Source organism: Pseudoalteromonas sp. NC201, from assembly GCF_002850255.1.
In the GTDB taxonomy this organism is placed as follows: Bacteria; Pseudomonadota; Gammaproteobacteria; order Enterobacterales; family Alteromonadaceae; genus Pseudoalteromonas.
In genome coordinates this window covers 2,220,565-2,241,390 of sequence record NZ_CP022522.1, presented here as the reverse complement: position 1 = coordinate 2,241,390, position 20,826 = coordinate 2,220,565, and the positions used below count along the sequence as shown (strand labels likewise).

The 20,826-nt window shown below is 43.9% G+C and carries 11 protein-coding genes; 8 read left to right on the top strand and 3 right to left on the bottom strand.

All coding sequences use genetic code 11. The annotated features are described in order from the left end of the window. Positions 1-42 precede the first annotated feature (42 nt). Both PNC201_RS09375 and dapE read right to left on the bottom strand, forming a co-directional pair. On the bottom strand, positions 43-9,384 hold the full coding sequence (locus PNC201_RS09375; RefSeq protein ID WP_102056892.1) for a hybrid non-ribosomal peptide synthetase/type I polyketide synthase: 9,342 nt from the start codon (positions 9,382-9,384) through the stop codon (positions 43-45). 34 nt (positions 9,385-9,418) lie between these two features. Further along, complete coding sequence (gene dapE / locus PNC201_RS09370; RefSeq protein ID WP_102056891.1) at positions 9,419-10,723, bottom strand: succinyl-diaminopimelate desuccinylase; 1,305 nt, start codon at positions 10,721-10,723, stop codon at positions 9,419-9,421. Between the two features lie 727 nt (positions 10,724-11,450). Between dapE and PNC201_RS09365 the strand changes: the two genes are divergently transcribed. Further along, on the top strand, positions 11,451-11,765 hold the full coding sequence (locus tag PNC201_RS09365; protein WP_010604891.1) for a hypothetical protein: 315 nt from the start codon (positions 11,451-11,453) through the stop codon (positions 11,763-11,765). Positions 11,766-12,104: 339 nt separating this feature from the next. On the opposite strand, the gene PNC201_RS09360 is transcribed toward PNC201_RS09365, so the two are convergent. Further along, positions 12,105-13,022 (bottom strand): DMT family transporter, encoded by a 918-nt coding sequence (locus PNC201_RS09360; protein WP_102056890.1) that lies wholly within the window; start codon positions 13,020-13,022, stop codon positions 12,105-12,107. 114 nt (positions 13,023-13,136) lie between these two features. Between PNC201_RS09360 and PNC201_RS09355 the strand changes: the two genes are divergently transcribed. From PNC201_RS09355 to PNC201_RS09320, 7 genes are all read left to right on the top strand, one after another. Further along, on the top strand, positions 13,137-13,616 hold the full coding sequence (locus PNC201_RS09355) for an Lrp/AsnC family transcriptional regulator (protein ID WP_102056889.1): 480 nt from the start codon (positions 13,137-13,139) through the stop codon (positions 13,614-13,616). A 158-nt stretch (positions 13,617-13,774) separates the two neighbouring features. Further along, a complete protein-coding gene (locus PNC201_RS09350) occupies positions 13,775-14,974 on the top strand; it encodes a lipoprotein-releasing ABC transporter permease subunit (RefSeq protein ID WP_102056888.1) in 1,200 nt (399 codons plus the stop codon). Next, positions 14,967-15,656, top strand: coding sequence for a lipoprotein-releasing ABC transporter ATP-binding protein LolD (gene lolD / locus PNC201_RS09345; protein ID WP_102056887.1), 690 nt, complete (start codon positions 14,967-14,969; stop codon positions 15,654-15,656). The genes PNC201_RS09350 and lolD overlap by 8 nt, the downstream gene beginning before the upstream one ends. Then, complete coding sequence (locus tag PNC201_RS09340) at positions 15,649-16,878, top strand: lipoprotein-releasing ABC transporter permease subunit (protein WP_102056886.1); 1,230 nt, start codon at positions 15,649-15,651, stop codon at positions 16,876-16,878. Before lolD ends, PNC201_RS09340 begins: the two co-directional genes overlap by 8 nt. A gap of 570 nt (positions 16,879-17,448) precedes the next feature. Next, positions 17,449-18,717 (top strand): efflux RND transporter periplasmic adaptor subunit, encoded by a 1,269-nt coding sequence (locus PNC201_RS09330; protein WP_102056885.1) that lies wholly within the window; start codon positions 17,449-17,451, stop codon positions 18,715-18,717. A gap of 41 nt (positions 18,718-18,758) precedes the next feature. After that, the gene (locus PNC201_RS09325; RefSeq protein ID WP_102056884.1) at positions 18,759-19,454 is read left to right on the top strand and encodes an ABC transporter ATP-binding protein; all 696 of its coding nucleotides are present in this window, start codon (positions 18,759-18,761) and stop codon (positions 19,452-19,454) included. 9 nt (positions 19,455-19,463) lie between these two features. Continuing rightward, positions 19,464-20,825, top strand: a complete 1,362-nt coding sequence (locus PNC201_RS09320; RefSeq protein WP_102056883.1) for an ABC transporter permease — start codon at positions 19,464-19,466, stop codon at positions 20,823-20,825. Position 20,826: the final 1 nt, after the last annotated feature.

Sequence of the window (20,826 nt, the reverse complement as noted above, 5' to 3'; positions counted from 1 at the left end):
AGTCGTTAGAAAGCCCCAAAGCGATGGCTTTGGGGCGAGCTGTTACTCCACGTTTGTTGCTATTACCGCTTGGCTTTGGGTATCCTGTAGAATACTTTGCATAATTGCGCCGTTGCCTGCCTGCATCATATCTGGCATCAACATTTCCTCATGTTTACCAACTCCCTGATAGGTAATGACTTCGGCGTCTGATGCTGCATCCCAACTGGTTAGACGAGCAGCTTCTGCATGTGCATTTTGCTCGACGATAAAGTGCAGTTTTGCGTGAACCTGACCTAGGTTTTTCACTTTATAACACCAATCGATATAGTCTCTCGCTTGTGCCAGTGTATGCTCGTGTACCGTATTTGAGCCGGTGTGGCGGGCGAAATGTGCTTTTAACTCTTGCTCAAAGTGCGCGAAGTCTTGCTCCCGCATTTTGACTGTTTCGGTGATCCTGAATGAGTCTAAGATCACCACATCCCCGACACGTTGACCTCGGTTTTCCAGCTCCTTAGCAATCTCAAAGGCTAAATTACCGCCAAGGGAGTATCCAAATAGGGTATAGGGGCCATGAGGTTGAATTTGCATAATTTGGTCGGCATAGTCGCTAACCTTAGTGTCACTTTCGAGGTAATTAAAAGAGATCACTTCAGTGTTAGGCAATGCGTCGGCAAATGCCTTGTAAACGATGCTGTAACCACCCGCTGGTGGTAGCGCAAATAAACGAGTAGATTGACCCGCATTGAAGATAAGGTAAGGGGACGCGCCCGTTTCTTTTCCTGTTACTACATCTTCAATTGCACTCGCCATGCCATGTAAGGTTGTAAATCTAAATAGCTGATTAACTTCCATTTTGATGCTGAAGGCTGATTGGATCCTGACCATTAGCTCAATCAAATATAAAGAGTTACCGCCAAGGGCAAAAAAATCATCATGAAGACTAATGGATTTTTGCCCTAGCATATTGGACCAAATCTCAGCGAGCTGCTGCTCAAATAAGGTGGCAGGCGCTACGAATGCTCTTACCAACTCTGCGAGTTCAACCTGTGGTAATGCCGCTGCATCGATTTTACCGTTACTCAGTAATGGAAATTGCTCAATAGCAACCAGCTTACTAGGTACCATATAGCTTGGTAGCTGGTTCTCTAACTGCTCGAGGACAAACTCAGTACCGACCGCAAGATCCGACTCAAAGTAGGCAATTAATTGGGTTTGCCCGTGTACTTCTATCCCTTTTACATAGCTTCGCTTAATCCCTGGGATCTGGTTGATGCTAGACTCAATTTCTCCAAGCTCAACGCGGTGACCTCGTATTTTTACTTGGTTGTCGATACGTTGCAGAATATGTAGGTTGCCGTGTTTGTCCCACTTACCTAAATCACCTGTTTTATATACCCGTAGGGTGCTATTTTCTGACACGGGAAGTTGGATAAATTGGCTGGCATTTTTCTCTGGATTATTGAGATAGCCAAGACTTATGCCTTGCCCCGCAATTGCAATTTCGCCGACTGCGTTACTGGATACTAATTGGTTTTGCTTATCGAGCAAGATAAGTTGCGTTGCATTGAAAGGCTTGCCGATAGGCACCGTTGCACTGGTTTCTAAGTACTGCTCTGATTCCTCAAAGAAACTACTGTCTATGGTTGCTTCAGATGTGCCGTAGGAGCTAAATAGTCGAGCATCTTCTTGTAGCAATCCTTTGAGTGCGCGGTATTCAGCGATTTGCCATTGCTCAGAGCCAACAATCACTCTACGTAAGCTGGTGAATCCAACCTGACTTTGCTTTGCGAATAAGATGAGATTACGAACCACAGAGGGCACAAACTCAACCGTATCAATCTGCTGTGTCTCAATGAGGTCATACAACACCGGCATGTTCAGCATCATATTTTTAGGACACAACACTAAGTGCTTCGCATTGTAAAATGCGCGCGCGAGATCGCCACAAAACACATCAAAGGTTGGGCTGGCCAATTGTAAATGATGAGAGGTGGGTGCTAAATCAAATTGGGCTAACCAGTCCACAGCGATCGTAGCCCAGTTTTGATGGCTGACCTGGACAGCTTTTGGCGTACCCGTAGAGCCAGAAGTAAAGACAATATACGAGATGTCATTTGGCTGATGATTTAACGCCAAATTGTGCTCGCTGATTTCATCTCGTTGGCTTTGGAAGCTTTCCCAAAGTAGTGTAGGGTGATCTGATGTTAGCGCTTCTTCGCAAAGTAGTAACGTGCAGCGACTTTGCTCAAGCAACAGTTGCTTGCGTTCATTGGGTTGCTGCGGGTCAATTACCACAAAATGATGACCTGCTTTTAACGTAGCGATACAAGCAACAACTAATGCGATAGATTTTTCAAAATGTAAGGCAATCGTTTGACTAGGTTGGTTATCTAGCTGCGAATTAATTAGTCGCGCCAACTGATTTGCCTGACCGTTCAGTTCGCAATAGCTCAAAGTAGCAGCCAGTTCTCCGGCATTTGTTCCACAGGCAATGCTGAGGGCAGGAAGCTCAGGACTATGTTGCGCCGCATTTTCTATTTGGCTGACCAAAGTCGGTAATGCAGGTGCCTTTTGTTGACTTTCAGCAAATGTCGCCAAGGCATCTATTGCGTCTGGACTTGTTAAGGCAAGCTCCGAAAGTGGCCGATTTGGACTATCAACGACCATTCGCGTCAGTGCGATATAGTCCCGAGCCAGCTGCGCTATCGTTTCGGTTTCGAATAGATCGGTATTATATTTTAATGTGCCTTTGAACACGCCATTTTCTTCATAGGTCGAAAGCGTAATGTCAAATTGACCTTCTTCTTCAGGCAGTTCCATAAATTGCATAGGAAAGCCCTTATAGTACGCGACATTATTTTCATCCATATGCGATTGCTCAACGCGGTGATTGAGCATTACAAACATGACCTGAAATACCGTAGAGCGGCTGGCATCATGTTCAATACCAAGCTTATCCACTAACAGCGCAAACGGATATTCTTGGTGATCTAGTGCGTTGAGGGTAATGTCTTTCACCTGCGCTAAAAGCGAAGTAAAGTGCGTTTCAGGATCAAACCTTGCGCATAGCGGTAGGGGATTCACAAAGTAACCATAGACGTTTGAAAACTCTGGATTTGTACGACCGGCCACGGGACTGCCAATAATGATCTCATCCTGCTGAGTATATTTATGCATGACTGCGTAATAGATGCTAAGCAACGCCATGAACATGGTGGACCCTTGTGCCTTTGCAAGGGTATTCAATGAAGACGTGAGGGCTTTATCCAACTCAAAATGATATGAATCACCAACGTTGGTGAGTACCGCAGGTCTAGGTTTGTCGGTTGCAAGGTCTAATACGGGGATCTCAGCAGGTAAGTGATTCTGCCAAAACTTATAGTTTGCCGCGCCGCGTGGAGAGTGAACAAAGCGTGTTTCCCAATCGACAAATTTTTCATAGCTTGACGTTATCTCGCTGAGTACTAACGGTTCACTTTTTGCAAAATGCGCATACAGTGACTGCATTTCATCGATAAACATGTAATTTGACCATGCATCTGAGATGATGTGATAAATCGTCACTGCAAAGTAGTAGCTTTGATCATTTTGCTTATACAGATACAGTCTAAACAGCGGGTCGTGCTCAAGGTCGAAAGGCTGTTCATTGTCTGCAATCATCATAGGTTGAATATCTTCCCAAGACTTACCATGTACATCAATGACTTGCAGTGCATCCTCGCGATGAGTCCAGACTCTTTGATAGGGTTCGCCATCTTTAAAGAAGAAGTTTGTTCTTAACATTGGGTGGCGAGCAACTACAGCACTAAGGGCTTTTTTCAGCGCGTCGATATTCAGGGCACTAGGAATGTGCATCGCGCCGCCGATATTGTAGGAAGCGCTACTTGGGTTGAGTTGATTGATAAACCAAATCGCTTTTTGTCCATAGGAAAGTGGGAATTCGGCTTCCACATTGGCATCAGATACGATAATAGAGTTAACCTTGGTCTCGGAAACCGGCTGAACCTGCGATGTTTCTGTGGTTATGACTTCAAAGCCAAGCGACTCAACGAGTTTGTCATTAAGCTCTATACTTAATTCGTTGATAGATGCACCACTTAGAAGGCGTACAATCGTTAGGGTTTCACCAAAATGGGTGGTGATCTTATTTCTCAGTTCTGTCGCCATAATAGAGTCAATACCGAGATTACCGAGCGATAGATCTAATTCCACTTGCTCTCGTTTACAGCGTAATACTTGGCTGACAGCATTAGCGAGATGATCGGCAACAAGCGGTAACCGAAGCGCGCTGTCTGTTTGCTGGTATAAAGGAGCAAACTCTTGCTCTTGGTGGCTTTGCTTGTCGTTTTCTTGGGTAGCCAAGTGACTAAATAAACTCGGCTTTCCTGCATACCAATTGGTTACTTTGGACCAATCGGCGTCACACACTAAGAGTTGAGGTTGATCTTGGTCTAGAATACGTTCAAGCACAGCCATCCCCGCACTTGGTGAGATGCAGTTCATGCCCCTTTGGTTCTTGTAATGTTCGGCGAGACCCAACTCTTCAATCATACCAATAGCCCAAGGACCCCAGTTGATACTCAGCGCCGGAAGACCCTGATTGCGACGGTAGTGGGCGAGGGCATCTAAGAAAGCATTGCCAGAAGCATAGTTTGTTTGTCCTGCGGTAGTGACTTGAGCCGCGACAGAGGAGAAGAGTACAAAATGTTCGAGGTCAACTTTACTGAGTGCTTTGTGAAGCATCAACGCACCAATCGCTTTGGTGTCAAACACACCGTCAAATGCTCTGGTATCCATATTGCCAAGTAAGGTGTCATTGACGATACCAGCACAGAAAAATAATCCGTTGATCGGTGCTTGTGCACTTAGATGATAAGACTCAAGGGCCGCGTGAAGTTCACGCTCTCGAGTTAAGTCTGTCTGCCATAACGAGACATTAACGCCCTGATCTTCAAGGTGTTGAATAAACCGAACGCGATCATAGTTACGGTCGCTTGAGGTAAGTTCTGACCAACTCTTACGCTCAGGTAATTGACTCCTACCAAGCAAAATGAGGTTTCGTGCACCTCTATCGACGAGTAGCTGACAAACTAACTGACCGATTGAACCAAATGCACCAGTGATCAACTGTGCTTTATGGCTTTGCACGCGAGTTGGGAAGGCGGGTTGAAGTGACGTTGCCTGCTCTAAACGAGCAACATAGGCCTGATTTTCCCTAAAAGCAACTTCCCCTTCTTGGCGGTCACTTAATAATCTAGCTGTGATATGTTCGGCATCATTTTGGCCATCAACATCGATGAGGCCACCCCAATTATCAACCAGTTCTTGCTGTGCGAGCACTCGGCTAAATCCAGTTAACGAAGCGGACATCACCGCGGTAAGTTGCTCACTATTAACGAGGCTGGCGTTGCGTGTTACCACGTAAAGCGGGAATTTACAGTCTTGTTCAATTACGGTTTTGGCTAGATTTAACAATGAATGTAGCGACTGACGTTTTTCTCTTTGCAGTTGAGCAAGGGTCAGTGATTCTATCGCGCTGTTATCTAGACTAAAGCAATGCACAACGCCACGAATTTCTTGTTTGCCCAAAGTCTCGATAAGTTGTGAAAGGTGATCCCGTGAATCGGGAACTAGCCATGCATGACAATGGTCTCTGTCGATATCAAAGTATTCTCCAGATTTAACGATACAGCTAGAGTGGCCAAGCTTTGCTAAACGTTCGGCTACCTGTTCGGCTGTTCCTGATTGATCTGCGAGGAGCACCCAACGCCCCGATGTGTCAGTTTCTTGTATTTCCTGATCAGGCTCTGCAAGCCAATTGACTTGGTAAAGCCAGCTATCTATGGTTCTGGTGGTGATCCCACTTGCAGCGGAGTCAACGCTTTGTGCAATAAAGTTTTTGATAACACCAAAGACTTGACCAGACTCATCACAGAGGTATAAATCACCGACCGTTTTTTCGTCGTCACGATGAGTGATTTGGGTATAACACCAAAAGTCAGTATTGTTCTGCCCGCAAAGCAGGATCTGCTCTAGCATCACTGGTAAGCGGATAGAGAATTGCTGAGTATTAGCACTTGCAAGCTCTGTAAATACTAACGTCTGGAAGCACGCATCTAGTAGACTTGGGTGTAGGGTAAATTGTGTTGTTCGCTCAAGTTGAGTAGGCCAAGAGATTTTGGCAAGCACGCCGTTGTCTGTTGCCCAGATTTGTTCAATGGCTCTAAAACATGGACCATATTCGTAACCAAACTCTTTTAGGTGTGCATAAAACTCATCGTGCTGCTGCGCGCTGGTAGCGGCACTACGAATAGCATTGAGATCAATAGGCTCAGCAAGGTTGGCGCTTTGTACTCGGCGGATTGTCCCTTGAACATGGCGGGTCGTTTTACCATCTTCAAGGCTTACCACTTTAAAATTCGGTTCATCATGGTGCAAAATGAATTGCACATTGGGAGCGTGTTCATTATTCAAAAATAACGCTTTATCGATGACAAAGTGGTCGAGTGCATAGCTGCCATTGCCCCAAGTCTCTTTGGCTGCAGCATACGCCATTTCAATAAAGCCAGCAGCGGGGAAGAGGGTATTGCCTTGGATTTGGTGACAGCTTAAAAAACTATCGCGATTTGTGTCGGTTACCGCGTTCCAAACATGTTCAGCTTCACTGCGTTTACGGCCCAAGAAAGCATGGTTACTTTGCCCTAAACGCACTTGATTAAAGTACTCAGGCTCGGTCCAAAAGCGTTCTTGCAAGAACGGGTAAGTTGGCAACGTAGTGAACTTACCTCGACCATTTATGGCTGACCAATTTAATTCAAAGCCTAAACCAAACAGTTGAGCTACGGCGTGGTAATAGGTGTGTTGTTCGTCGGATTTACGGCGCATACTCGAGACGACAACGCTTGAGCAACTTTGTTCTTCTGCGGTTTCGGCAATAGATGCGCCAAGCACAGGGTGTGGACCTAGTTCCAAAAATGCTTGATAACCTTGTTGTAATATTGCGCGGGTGGCATCAACAAAACGCACGGCTTGGCGGACGTTGAGCCACCAGTAGTTAGCATCAAGCTCAGGTCCCTCTGCAAGTGTGCCTGTTACCGTTGAATACAATGGAGTATGTGCGGTGTTAGCTTGAATACCAGCTAAACACTCGAGCAATTCGGTCTTAATCGGTTCCATAAACTGGCTGTGATAGGGCACTTCAACGCGGAGAAACTTGCAAAACACACCAGCTTCGCTCAGTTGTGTTTCGATACTGTGTAACGCATTTTCTTCACCAGCTAGGGTGACAGAGTTTGGACTGTTTACTGCTGCAATTTCAACTTGGTCGTTGAGATAAGGCGTGACATCACTGTCAGAGAGTCCTACCGCCATCATTTTACCTGTGTTGCGGCATTGATGTTGTAAACGGCTACGATGGACTACGATGGTGCAAGCATCTTTTAATGAGTAGACCCCGGCTTCATAAAATGCTGCTGCTTCACCAGTACTGTGGCCAACAATGACATCAGGTGAAATGCCGTGTTGACGCCACATTGCTGCAAGTGCAACTTGCACGGCAAAGTTTGCCGTTTGAGCGAGCCAAGTATATTGCATGTTTGACGCTGATTCATCGGCAAGCATTTCATCAGCCAATGACCAATTTGTAAGTGTTGACATATAGCTATCACACTCATCGATCATCGCTTTAAAAGTTGGCTCTGATTGGTACAGCTCACGGCCCATTGCCCACCATTGTGGCCCCATGCCGGTGAAGACCCATACGAGTTTTTGCTCATCTTTTTTCAGCGTGCGCAACGTACTGGCCGCAGCAAATTCAGCATCATGAGTTAGTGTTTGCAGTTGTTGTTGCAGATCCTCTGCATTTTTGAAACAAATTGCATGACGATATTGGTGATGTTCACGGCGCTCACCCAGTGTGTAGATAATATCACTGAGTGATGCATCGCTGTCTTGCAAAAATTCATTATGCGCTTTGGCAAAGCGATGGATCCCGTGTTGATCTCTTGCACTTAATGGATAAAGTTTTAGGCCATTCTCATTTGCTGGAGGTATTGATGGTACTTCTGGCGCAATAAATTCTTGAATAACCGCGTGGGAATTGGTTCCACCGAAACCAAAGGAGTTTACCCCCGCAACGGCTAAACCTTCATGCTTAGGCCAAGGTGTAAGTTTAGTGGGGATCTCATACGGCGCGTTGGCGTAATCAATCTTAGGATTAATTGATTTTAAGTGTAAATGCGGTGGGATCTGTTTGTTTTGAATGGCTTTGACCGCCTTGAACAAACCAGCCATGCCTGCGGCTGCCTCGGTATGGCCAATATTGGTTTTTACTGAGCCAATGTAGCATTTATCGTCTTGATTACGGTTGATCCCAAGGAGTGTTCCAACTGACTTTGCTTCAATAGGGTCGCCAACAGGCGTGCCTGTGCCGTGCATTTCAATGTACTGCACTTTACCGGGGTCAATATTCGCTTTGGCATAGGTTTCCTTCATCAAGCGCAATTGGGCATCCCCATTCGGCACCGTGATCCCTTGTGTTTTACCGTCTTGGTTTACACCAGTGGCTAAGATCACCGCATGAATTGGGTCGCCATCCTTAATTGCATCATCTAAGCGTTTGAGCACAACAACGCCGGCGCCTTCAGCGCGGACATAGCCGTTTGCGGAGTCGTCAAAAGCATGAGAAAAACCAGTCGGAGATAAGAAACCGCCTTTAGACTCGGATACTGTGTATTGTGGTGCCAAATGTAATAGCACACCACCTGCGAGTGCCATATTACTTGCCCCGGTCTGTAGGCTTTTACAGGCCATATCTAATGCGACAATAGAGGAGCTACAAGCAGTATCGATGGACATGCTGGGGCCATTAAAGTCAAAAGTATGAGAGATGCGATTAGAAAGCATCGTCATCATAACACCCGTCGCAGTGTGAGCATCAATGTTGTCAAAATCTGGGTTAGTGAATTGCATGATTTTATAATCAAGCGTAAACCCACCCATGAAAACGCCGACCGACTCTCCTGCGAGTTCAGATGGCTTTTGCCCACCATCTTCCAACGCTTCCCAAGTTACCTCCAGCAGTTTACGTTGTTGAGGGTCCATAAACTCGGCTTCACGAGGCGTGATCCCAAAAAATGCTGGATCAAACTTATCGATATCATCGATATAGCCACCCCATTTTGAGCTCAACTTGCCTTTATTCGCTTTGACAGACGAATAATGAGTATCGATATTCCATCTCGATTCTGGGGTTTCTATGATGCAATCGACACCATGTTTAATATTTTCCCAAAACAATTCAGGACTATTCGCGTGACCTGGGAAACGACAACCCATGCCAATAATTGCTATCGGTAGCGTGTCGTTTGCGGGGCGAACAGAGCGTTCATTTTCGATTGCCATAATGCATTCCTTGAAGTTATCTATTTTCTGTTAATTAGCGAAGTTGCAGCAGTTCATCTTGAGTGGTTGAGTGAACATGAAGCGTAGGGTAGAGCAGGCGTTTATAGATGCCGTAGTAAAGTTGTTGAAGCTGGATTAAGTCGGATGTTGTTGTGTGTTCATCTATTTGATGAATGGTTTTGTTCACCAATCCAAGTTCTAATACTGAGGTTGATATTTCAGCAATAAAGCGGCCATCCGATGTTCCCCCTGCGGTCGATAGTTTTGGTGTGAAATGACATTGGTTGTTGATTTCATCGCAGACGATAGCGAGGGATGGAGAAGGGATCTCATCATTATTTACGCAGTAATAGGGTTTACAGGAGTTATTGGTCGTTAATGCATAATTGAGTGTATGTTTTTCGATGGTTTCTCTGACCAGCTGGACCAATTCATATTCGTTGTATGCGGGTGTATAACGGATATTAAAATTTAGCTGACATTGGCTTGGAATGATGTTGTCAACAAAATCGCCAGAATTTACATGAGTGAATTGTAGTGTGGTCGAGTCAAAGTTATCACAGTGCTTAGGCCAATCCATTGACAATAATGCTTGCATAATATTTTGCGCTAGATGGATGGCATTGGTCGCTTTTTGAGGGTAAGCCACATGTCCACTTTTACCATGTAAATTGATGGTAAAAGACAAAGCACCACGGCGGCCGACTTTCAGTGTATCTGCTACTTGCGCTTCTGAGCTTGGCTCTCCGACCAAGGTAAAATCAAATGTGATACGCTGCTGTTTTAAAAACTGAGTGATCCGCTTGGTTCCGTGTTCCGCTTCGCCTTCCTCGTCGCTAGTGAGTAGCAACCAAAGCTCTTTTTCCGGTATTCCAAATTCTGTCACTAGAGCCTCAATTGCACAGAAAAATGCGGCAATAGCGCCTTTCATATCAACAATACCTCTAGCGAAGAGGCAGCCATTGTGTTCTGTCAGCTTAAAAGGGTTAAACTGCCAATCTTGTGCACTTCCGGCCGGTACTACATCGGTATGACCAAGAAAAGCAAATCTAGCATCGCTGTTATTACCTATGCTTGCGACTAAGTTACTTACATCACGAACGGGTAAGTGTTTGATTGAAAAGCCCAAAGCTCGTAACTCTTGTGCTAACCACAGTTGACAACCAACGTCATCTGGTGTGATCGACTTAAATGCGACTAACTGCCTTGCGATGTCAACAACGCGGTGGCTGGTATGTTTATCCTCATCAATACCTTGAAGCTCGTCATGAAGAGCTTCGATATCCTCTAGTGCTTCAGAGACAAGTTCAAAGCAAGTGCTTGAAGAAAAGTCATTCATCTCAAAAAACCTTAATGCAGAAGTATGATAAATAGGCAATTAAAAGCTCGCTTGTACACATTTTAATTACACTGCGTTCACAAGTTGCGTATTCAAACATTGAAATTCTTTAGATGCTAATGATTTTATTTTGACTAAATTAACCTAGATAATTTTATTGTTGTTTTTTATTAAGTAATAAAATTTGTTATTTTTAATGCTGTTTGGCTAATTTTTATATTTGAGTTTTATTGAATTAATTTTGGTGTAAATGCTCTATGTACTAATATTCTGAATGTGTGAAAAGTAATTTATCTTAATAATCAGGGGCGGGTTTTTGTTTCTTGAGTTATGTCTTGTGTTATTCGGAATTAAAAAAATGATGGTATTTACGTTAATGAAATTGTTATTTTTTAAAGTGTGCGAGTTTGTTGTGTAAATTGCGCTATTAAGATAAATGGAATTAAACTTCGTTATTCATTTTTGTTATTTTAACTGTGTTTTATATTTCTATTTATTCTAAATGTGAGAGGCCTAAAAGGTGTGGGCATACGTATGTGGGCAAGATTTTTTATGATGAAGTTTTAAGGTTTAAATTGTTTTTATAAATTTAATGAATTTATTCTTGAGTTGTCATATTTAATGAATAAAATAGCGAGCGCTATAGAGCTTTTATTCAATATTTTGATTACTGTTACAGTATTTTGCTGTTTTTATCTATAGCGCTGACTTAAATTAAGGATGAAAAATGAAAAAGCTAATCACCGCACTCGTTGCATTCACCGCATTGTCTGTATCTGCTCAAGAAGTAGAAGAGGCGAAAGCACTCGTTACTCAACAAAACATTAAAATTGTTGCCATTGGCCAAAGCGGCTGGGATCCAATTTGGAGAGAGCCTACCTGTAGCATCCAAAAAACGGATGAAGATGCTGTAGGTAATGCTTACATGATCAGTCATTATGACATGTGTTTATGCCAAAACAGTAAAAAAGCGAGCTATCTGATTGAAGATACACAAAGCAACCCTAAGCAAGCAGCGGTTATTTGTTACCTAGAGCAGTAAGCTAGTCAACAGCAGCAGAGCAAAGTACTTGCACTTTACTCTGCTTTTATCACTGGTGTTTCCTTTAAGTTCAAATTAGCTAAATTAACTGATTTTTTGCTTTGGTGTGCTAAATAACCTGAGCTGCGGATAATTAATGCCTTTCTAGCAGCCAGTTTTAGCGCTAACTGCGTTGAATTCACTTCCAATAGCCAGCTATTGGTGCGTAAATTCGCCTTGCCTACAGGATGTAGGTACCTTAGCGAGAGCAGGACGCGGAAGCGGTGTTTTCCCTAAAACTCTCTGGCTAGACAAGGAAAAACTAAGTTGTGCTTTAGCAACAATGAGTTGGAACACTCCTTATCCAAACCTCAGGTTAAATAACTTGCCTAACTTCCAATCGAACTTTACAGCGCTGACGGCCGTTAAGATTAAAACAATCCCAAGCGTTTGTAGCATCGAAATCGTGTGCTCGAATGCAATAAAATCTACAAACAGCGCCACGACCGGATAAATAAAAGAAAGAATAGCGATTAATGTGGTGCTTAAGCGTTGAAACGCATCATACATGATCACATACATAAACCCTGTGTTGACGATGCCTAAGAATAGGATATTGCCCCAGCTCGATGAAGTCTCTGGGAAATGTGCAAAGTCAACCCAAGGCAATAAAAATAAACCGCCCAAAAAGATTTGGATCACAGCAACCACACCGGATGGCACTTGGCTTACCTTTTTTGTCATCAGCGTTGTAATGGTATACAGAAATGCAGCTCCAAGCGCCAGTAGCAGACCAAAAACGGCTTGATTGCTCTCTTGTGCAAAAATAACTGCGACTATTTCTTGATACGGGATCCCCACAACCAACCATAACCCCACCACGGCGATGGTCAACCATAAAAGGATTGCTTTACTTGGATACTGACGATAAAGCACCGCGCTTAGTAATACCAACATCAGAGGTTGTAGATGGTATGCGATGATTGAAATTGAAAAAGGAATATAGTCAAATGAGGCGAATAACAGCACCCAGTTTCCGACCAGCGCGATACCGCCGAGCAAGATAGTTATAAAAACGGGACCTTTAAACACCTCTTTTGTCAGTTGCTTTGTTACGAGTACGTATCCGAGAAGACACAACGCGCCAATAACACAACGTAAAAATACCACGTTCCAATAGGATTGTTGTGCACTGACGACAAAGTATCCTATGGTGCCAGATAGCACCATAGCTATTATCATCTCTATCGAACCTTTTTCTTTATCTGAGCCAAACATTGTTCACACCTTGTCATATTCAATTCTATACTTGCATATTACTTAGGGTTTGCCGTATTGCTAATAGACAATAAAAGGCTAATTTTTCTATTTTCCTAAAAATGAAAGGCAAAAATGCGAAAATTAATTAATAATGAAAAATGGTCGCTTGATGCGATAGATAGCAAGCTTATAGCGCTGTTAGAAAACAACAGCCGAGTGTCTGTTGCTGAAATGGCTCGTGCTGTGAATATGTCTTCACCGAGTGTGAATGAGCGCATGAAACGTATGGAAGAGTATGGGGTAATTAGTAAATACAGTATTGAATTAGACCCAGCAAGCTTTGATTACCCGCTGACAGCGATTGTGCGTATTCGCCAGCATCCTGGTAAACTAAAACAACTTGAAGCGATGATCCAAAACATTCCTGAAGTGATTGAATGTGACAAAGTGACGGGAGAGGATTGTTTTTATGTGAGGTTGTGTTTTGAGAGTATGCCTAAGCTAGACGAAATTCTGGATAAAGTCTCCACGCTGGGTGATACCCACACATCGGTGGTGAAATCAACAGTAGTCAAACGCAGAAACGTGCCATATCAGATCCGCAAAAGGTAATCGCTAAGTATGGCGAGCAGTAAAGTGTTGACGGGATAAGCAATGTGCAGCTAAACGTCAACAAATTTATAGTTTGTCACACTTTTTATAGCAATCCTGCCATCAATCTGGTTTTGAGTATGTTAGTATCCGTGCAGCAGTTTTTTACGAGATAGATTATGTTTCAACCAGTTAGCCTCTTTGTTGGGTTAAGATATAGCCGTGCTGCGAAAGGCAATGCATTTATATCGTTTATCTCATTTTTCTCAATTGCGGGTATCGCCCTTGGCTTGATGAGTTTGATCACCGTCAGCTCAGTGATGAATGGCTTTGAGCAAACCTTAAAAGCCGCCATGCTTGATTTGATCCCGCATGTGCAAATTAAGGAAAATGAGCAACTTGATCAAAATAAATTACAAGCCATTGAAAATCATCCTTTGGTTAAGCAAGTTTCGCCATATGTTGCAAGTGACGTAATTCTACAAACCAATCAAGATTTGGTGGGTGTGCAACTTCAAGGACTATTTCAAGGGTATGAAACAGCGTTAGATGACGCCGTACGCGCAGGTAGCTTAACTCGATTGTATGAGCAAAAATACCAAGTGGCGCTGAGTCGCTATTTAGCCAATAAACTTGGTGTAAGCGTTGGTCAACAACTTCGCGTGATCATGCCTGAATTCACCACATACACACCGCTTGGCCGCACACCGACGCAGCGCTTATTCACCGTAGCTGCCATATATGATGGCCAAAGCGAAGCTGACACTTATTTGGCATTTGCCGACGGGAAGAGTTTACAGCGGTTAATGCGCAAGAAGCCAGAGCAATACGACCTTAACATTCATTTATATGATGCCTTTAGTCTGCCTGATTTTTATCAGCAAGCGGATAGCTTGTTACAAGGGCTCGAGGTACAGGATTGGCAAACTCAGCAAGGCACATTGTTTGCGGCGGTTGCAATGGAAAAGCGCATTATGTCGCTATTACTTGGCCTTATTGTGATAGTGGCTGTATTTAATATCATTTCAGCGCTATCTATGATGGTGAGTGAAAAGCAAGGGGAAGTGGCTATTTTGCAAACGCTTGGCTTTACACCACAAATGATAGCTAAAGTATTTATGGCGCAAGGGATGTATAACGGCATTTTTGGCACACTCATTGGTGTTGCTGGTGGATTATTGCTTTCGAACAATATTAATGAGGTACTCCACCTCGCAGGCCTTCAGTTGCTTGGTGGCGCTGAACTTCCGGTCAAAATAGAACTAACAGATTTAACGATTATGGCAGTGGGCAGCATATTGCTAAGCTTTTTAGCAACCTTGTATCCAGCTAAACGCGCGTCGAGTGTGCTGCCAGCAGAGGTATTAAGATATGAGTGATTTAGTCATTGACTGCCAAGATTTGGTCAAAAGCTACCAAGATGGTAAAGCCGAAGTAACGGTACTAAAAGGCGTTGATTTATCTGTAACCCAAGGTGAGATGCTTGCCATTGTAGGTAGCTCGGGTTCAGGTAAAAGTACTTTACTGCATATTCTCGGTACCTTGGATAAAGCATCCACCGGCAGTGTAAAAATCAAAGGTGTGGAAGTTGGCAAGCTGTCACGTAAAAAGCAGGCGGAATTTAGAAATAAGCATTTGGGTTTTATCTATCAGTTTCATCATTTGTTGATGGAGTTTAGCGCGGTTGAAAACGTGGCGATGCCATTACTAATTGCCGGTAATAAAGCAAAACAAGCCCGCGAAAAAGCATTACTCATGCTTGAGAAAGTAGGCTTGAGTCATCGTGCTGATCATAAGCCTTCAGAGCTTTCTGGGGGGGAGAGACAGCGTGTTGCGATAGCGAGAGCGTTAGTAACAGAACCTGATTTGGTGCTAGCTGATGAACCGACCGGCAATCTTGATAAGCATAATGCGCTAAGGATCTATGACCTCCTAGCTGAACTCAATCAGCAACTAAAAACCAGCTTTGTTGTTGTAACACACGACCTAGAGTTGGCAGATAAGCTTGGTCGTGCAGTGCAACTGGACGATGGCAAAGTAGGTGTGTATCAGCATGCTTAGTTATTTTTTAAGCAAACGTTTTAGAGAGTCTAAACGTCAGCTTGGCTTTATTGGTTTTTTAACCCGTGCTTCTACGCTTGGTGTAATGCTGGGTATGGCAGTATTGATAGTCGCACTTTCTGTGATTAATGGTTTTGAAGAACAATTAGAGCAGCGGCTGTTGTCGGTGGTACCGCAAGTTAGTTATCAAGCACCTTACGACCCTATTCAAGCGTGGCAGCAAAAAGTAGAGATCTTGGAGAGTCAACGTGGCGTCGTAAGCGCGACGGCTGAAATTAACTTAACAGCCATGCTGCAATACAAAGGCACCTTAAAAGCGGCGCAGTTAAAAGGGATCGCACCGAATAGGCATCATACGGTGTCGAGCATAGGTGATTTTATAAAAGGCGCAGAACTAAAGGCACTAAAACCGGGTGAAGTGATCATCGGCAAAGGGATAGCTGACAAGCTTGGCGTCGTGGCTGGCGATAATATCCAGCTCTTGGTTGCTAACAAACATTCGGATAATCCACTCGCTGCGCCAAAGCGATTAACGGCGACGGTGGTGGGGCTTATCGATATGGGCGGGCCACTTGACCAAACATTATCCTTAGTGCCACTTAACGCACTGCAAGAAGCGATGGATTTTAGAGAAGACCAAGTAACGGACTTGCGTGCCAAGGTGAGTGATGTGTTTCAGGCACAGCAAATTGCGACATCAGCGGGCAGGGCATTACCCGATTTAGTGTACGTATCGTCTTGGTTTCGAACGCAAGGCGGACTGTATCAAGATATTCAGATGGTACGCACTATCGTCTATCTCGTGGTATTTCTGATCATCGCTGTAGCGAGCTTTAATATCGTCTCTTCTATGGTGATGGAAGTAAAAGAAAAGCGGGCGGATATTGCCATTTTGAAAACGATGGGGGCACAGGACAGTACGATTTTTTCGACTTTTGCGCTGCAAGGTGTGACGTATGCAGGGATAGGTGCACTGCTAGGCACAGGGATCGGCATTTTTATTGCTATTAATATCCCCGATATTTTTAAAGCCTGGATCAATATGAGTGATACCAATCCGCTTGAAGGCGTCTACTTTATTGAGTACTTACCGAGCAACATTATTTGGACAGACATTTATATCAGTTTAGTCACGACTTTTGTTATGGCTGTCGTCGCAAGCTTATATCCCGCTTGGCAAGCCACCAAAACGGATCCTGCCAAAGTACTGGGAAATGGCTGATGATGGCAAAAATTTATAGCCGGTAAAACCGGCTATAACAAGTATATATTGGCTGCAGATAGATTAAATTCCCAATAGAAGAGGAAACGTTTGATCAAGTATCAAGATGTTTGCATGTGTTCACATCACTAAAATGTCAAAGTGACTCGCACAGCTGGACAGGCCCTAACCATCAAGCTTAAACATATTTTTTTAATACCAATTTGTCTTAATACTAGCTCAATTTGAAGGTGTAAATCTGACGCTACCTGCGTTAAAAATTTCTTATTTAGAACAACTCAATAGCAAAATCTTTGCCTTGCAGATATGGATGTAGGCACCTTGGCGGTAGCAGGATGCAGTAGCGGTGTTATCGACAAAATTTTCTCGCTGCAGAATAGATCACTTAATTAAGCAAATTGATATAAAGCTCCCTTGTCCGCAAACTGTCCGGTGTCCGTCCAAACTCTCTCAATAAAGCTGTTAAATTACATAAATAGCATATAAAACAGTAAGATAAATTATGGCACGCTACTTGTTATTAGTTACTCATAATAATCGCGGACACCCTCTTGTCCGCAAGGAGGTAGCATGATTAAAGATACAAGTGCGCAAGACAAACAAATCGCAAAGAAACGAACCATAAAAAAGCCTGTGCTTGCGTTGTTGGCCGTTGGCATCACCTTAGGTGGATTGACCAGTGCTTGGCCAAGCATTAACACAATTTTATCAGCAGAGCAGACGGTATCGCGGGAGCAAGTACGTCTCGCCACGGTAGTGAAAGGTGGTATTAGCGAAGATATTCGTGTTGAAGGGCGCACGCTGGCTGCGAATAATCCCGACTTATACGCCATCGCATCAGGCACAGTAACGCTAAACGTTAAACCAGGTGATGCCATCAAAGCAGGGCAAGCGTTGCTTAGCATAGACAGTCCAGAGCTTACCAACCGTTTACTGCAAGAGGAGGCGACATTTGAACGTTTACAAACGGAAGTTGAGCGCCAACGGATCTCGATTAAACAGCAGCTACTTGATACTAAACAACGCATGGAAATGGCGAAAGTAGACTTAGAAGCGGCAGAGCGGGAAATGGCACGCTCAAAACAAAGCATCGAAAAGCAAATTATCTCAAAATTAGAGCTTGAACAGTCAATGGTTGAACTTAAGCGCGCGCAGCTACAAGAGCGTCACGCCATCGATTCGCTAAAGCTTGAGCAAGAGCGACTTGCGTTTGAGCTAAAAAGTAGCGAGCTGAGCCTAACCAGACAACAGCATATTTTAGAAGAAGTGCAGCGTCAGGTAGCGGCACTTAACATTATATCGCCGTTGTCGGGTATTGTTGGTACGGTGCATGTCCAGCAAAAGCAGTTTGTACAGCGAGATGCGGCGCTAATATCCTTGGTTGACCTTTCAGAGCTTGAGGTTGAAGCGCAAATACCAGAAATTTATGCCGACAATCTAGGTGTCGGCATGGCCGCTGAAGTAATTATCAATCAATACCAATACCATGCAAAGCTGGTCGCTATTTCCCCTGAAATCGAAGCTGGCCGTGTCAGTGCGCGAGTACGCTTTGATGAACAACCAAGTGGTCTTCGCCAAAACCAAAAGGTATCTACAAGAATTATCCTGTCGCAAAAGCAAGACGTGCTCAAAGTAAGGCGTGGTGCATTTGTTGAAACTGGCGCAGGGCGTTTTACCTATACGGTTGTCGGTGAGCAGGCCGATCAAACACCCATTCAGCTCGGTGTAAAAAGTATTTCTGAAGTTGAAATTATCGAGGGCCTGAGTGAAGGACAAGAAATCGTGATTTCAAGTTTAGAACCGTTCAATAACAAAGCGCGAGTGTTACTCGGGAAGTAGCCTCATCTTGCGTACCGAATAAGAATGAGAAGGAATAGACAATGTTAAAAATGAATGAAGTAAGCAAAATTTATCGCACAGATCTGATTGAGACCCATGCGCTCAGCAATGTTAATTTAACCATTGAAGAAGGGGAGTTTATTGCGGTTACAGGGCCGTCAGGATCGGGTAAAACCACTTTTTTGAATATTGCGGGTTTATTAGAGCGTTTTGAGCGTGGTGACTATTTTCTAGATGGTGAAAACGTTGCCAATCTTAACGATAAAAAGCTGTCACAGCTACGAAACGAAAAAATTGGCTTTATCTTCCAAGGCTTTAATCTTATCAGCGACTTATCTTTATATGACAACGTTGAAGTCCCCCTTATTTTTAGGGGAATAAAAGCCAATGAGCGTAAAAAGCGCATTGAAGAAGCGCTTGAACTCGTTGGGCTTGCAAGCCGAATGAAACATCATCCCGCACAGCTAAGTGGCGGGCAACAGCAGCGTGTGGCTATTGCCAGAGCTTTGGCGGGGAAACCGCGATTCCTACTAGCGGATGAGCCAACGGGTAACTTAGACAGCTTAATGGCAAGGCAAGTGATGGATTTATTACAAGAAGTGAATCAGGCGGGTACAACATTGATTATGGTAACCCATGACAATGAGCTGGCACGACGAGCGGGTCGTAACATCCAAATTCTTGATGGTGAGCTAACCGACATCACCAAATCTCAGCTAACTGAACTGGCAGTGTAGGAGTAAGCGATGAAAGAGCTAATACTATTAGCTTGGCAGGGATTAAAGCAAAAACCCAAGCTAAGCGCACTGATGGTGATCAACCTTGCAGTTGGGATCACGTTAATGTTGACGATGTCAGCCATTGTAAAACAAAGCAGCAGTGAGGTGATTGGTTATAAGGGAGATCACTTGTACACTGCGGGCCTGAATTTTTTTGATGGCGACCAAGACGTTGTTGATTTTAACCAATTTCCACGCTGGACATATCAAGATGCGCAAGCGCTTAAGCAAGCGGATTTACCATACGAGCATCTATCATTTAACTACACCACAGAGTTTATTGTGGGGCTGGCGGATAACTCGGTTAGGCCTATTAGTGTAGAGGCTTCTGGTACAGATAGAGAGATGTTTAGTGTACTAGATGCGCCGTTTATTCACGGTGCTTCTTGGAGTGAACAAAGCCAGCAAAGTGGTGAAGCGGTCGCTGTGATCAGTAAAAGCGCTAATGACCATCTTTTTGGTGGGGCGAATTCTATCGGGCAGTTTATTCAAGTTCAAGGCGAACAAATACAAGTCGTGGGCGTGGTTGATTTAAGCAATTATAAACGTCGTTTCCAAGATTTGAGCTTTAGTAATAATTACAATCACGATGCATTTATCCCGCTAAATTATGCCTATGCGCAAAACTTTCCAAGAACAGGGCAAGTATCGTGTAGAACCGACGATTTATACACCGCAACCAACCCACGCAGCGGCAGTATCGACATGCTGAAAAGTGCTGAATGTGGTTATTTGACGGTTTGGTTCCAGTACCAAAATGATATGGGGGTGGCACATCTTGCAGAGCTAAAAACTTGGTTGAATAACTATACTGCAAATCAGCAAGTGGTTGGCCGTTTTCAACACAACAATCTCACCGATTTTTATAGCATGGGTGAGCTCTATATTTTGATCCAGCGTTTTATGGCATGGGAAGCCATTTACCTAACGTTTTCATATTTACTATTTGCCATTTGTCTAGTGAACACTGTGGGGATCCTACTGGCCAAATTCCAAGCCAATCGTAAGCTTATTTCCCTTTACCGAGCCCTCGGTGCAAATCGTGGGGTGATCATGAAAATTCATTTTCTAGAAATTCTCATGCTCACAGTTGCATCTGTGTTGCTTGGTTTTGTACTCGCATTTGCAGGACTCGAGTTGATGTTCCATTTGCGTATGTATCAGACGGATTATATGGCATTTGCCGAGCAGGTTCGTCAAATCTATCAGTTTGATGGTGAGCTGGCACTTTTGACCACCATAGGTATTTTCTTGGCGGTTGGGATATCTGGATTATATCCGGTATACCGTAGTAGCCGTGTATCACCAGCTGCAGAGTTAAGGGGGTAAG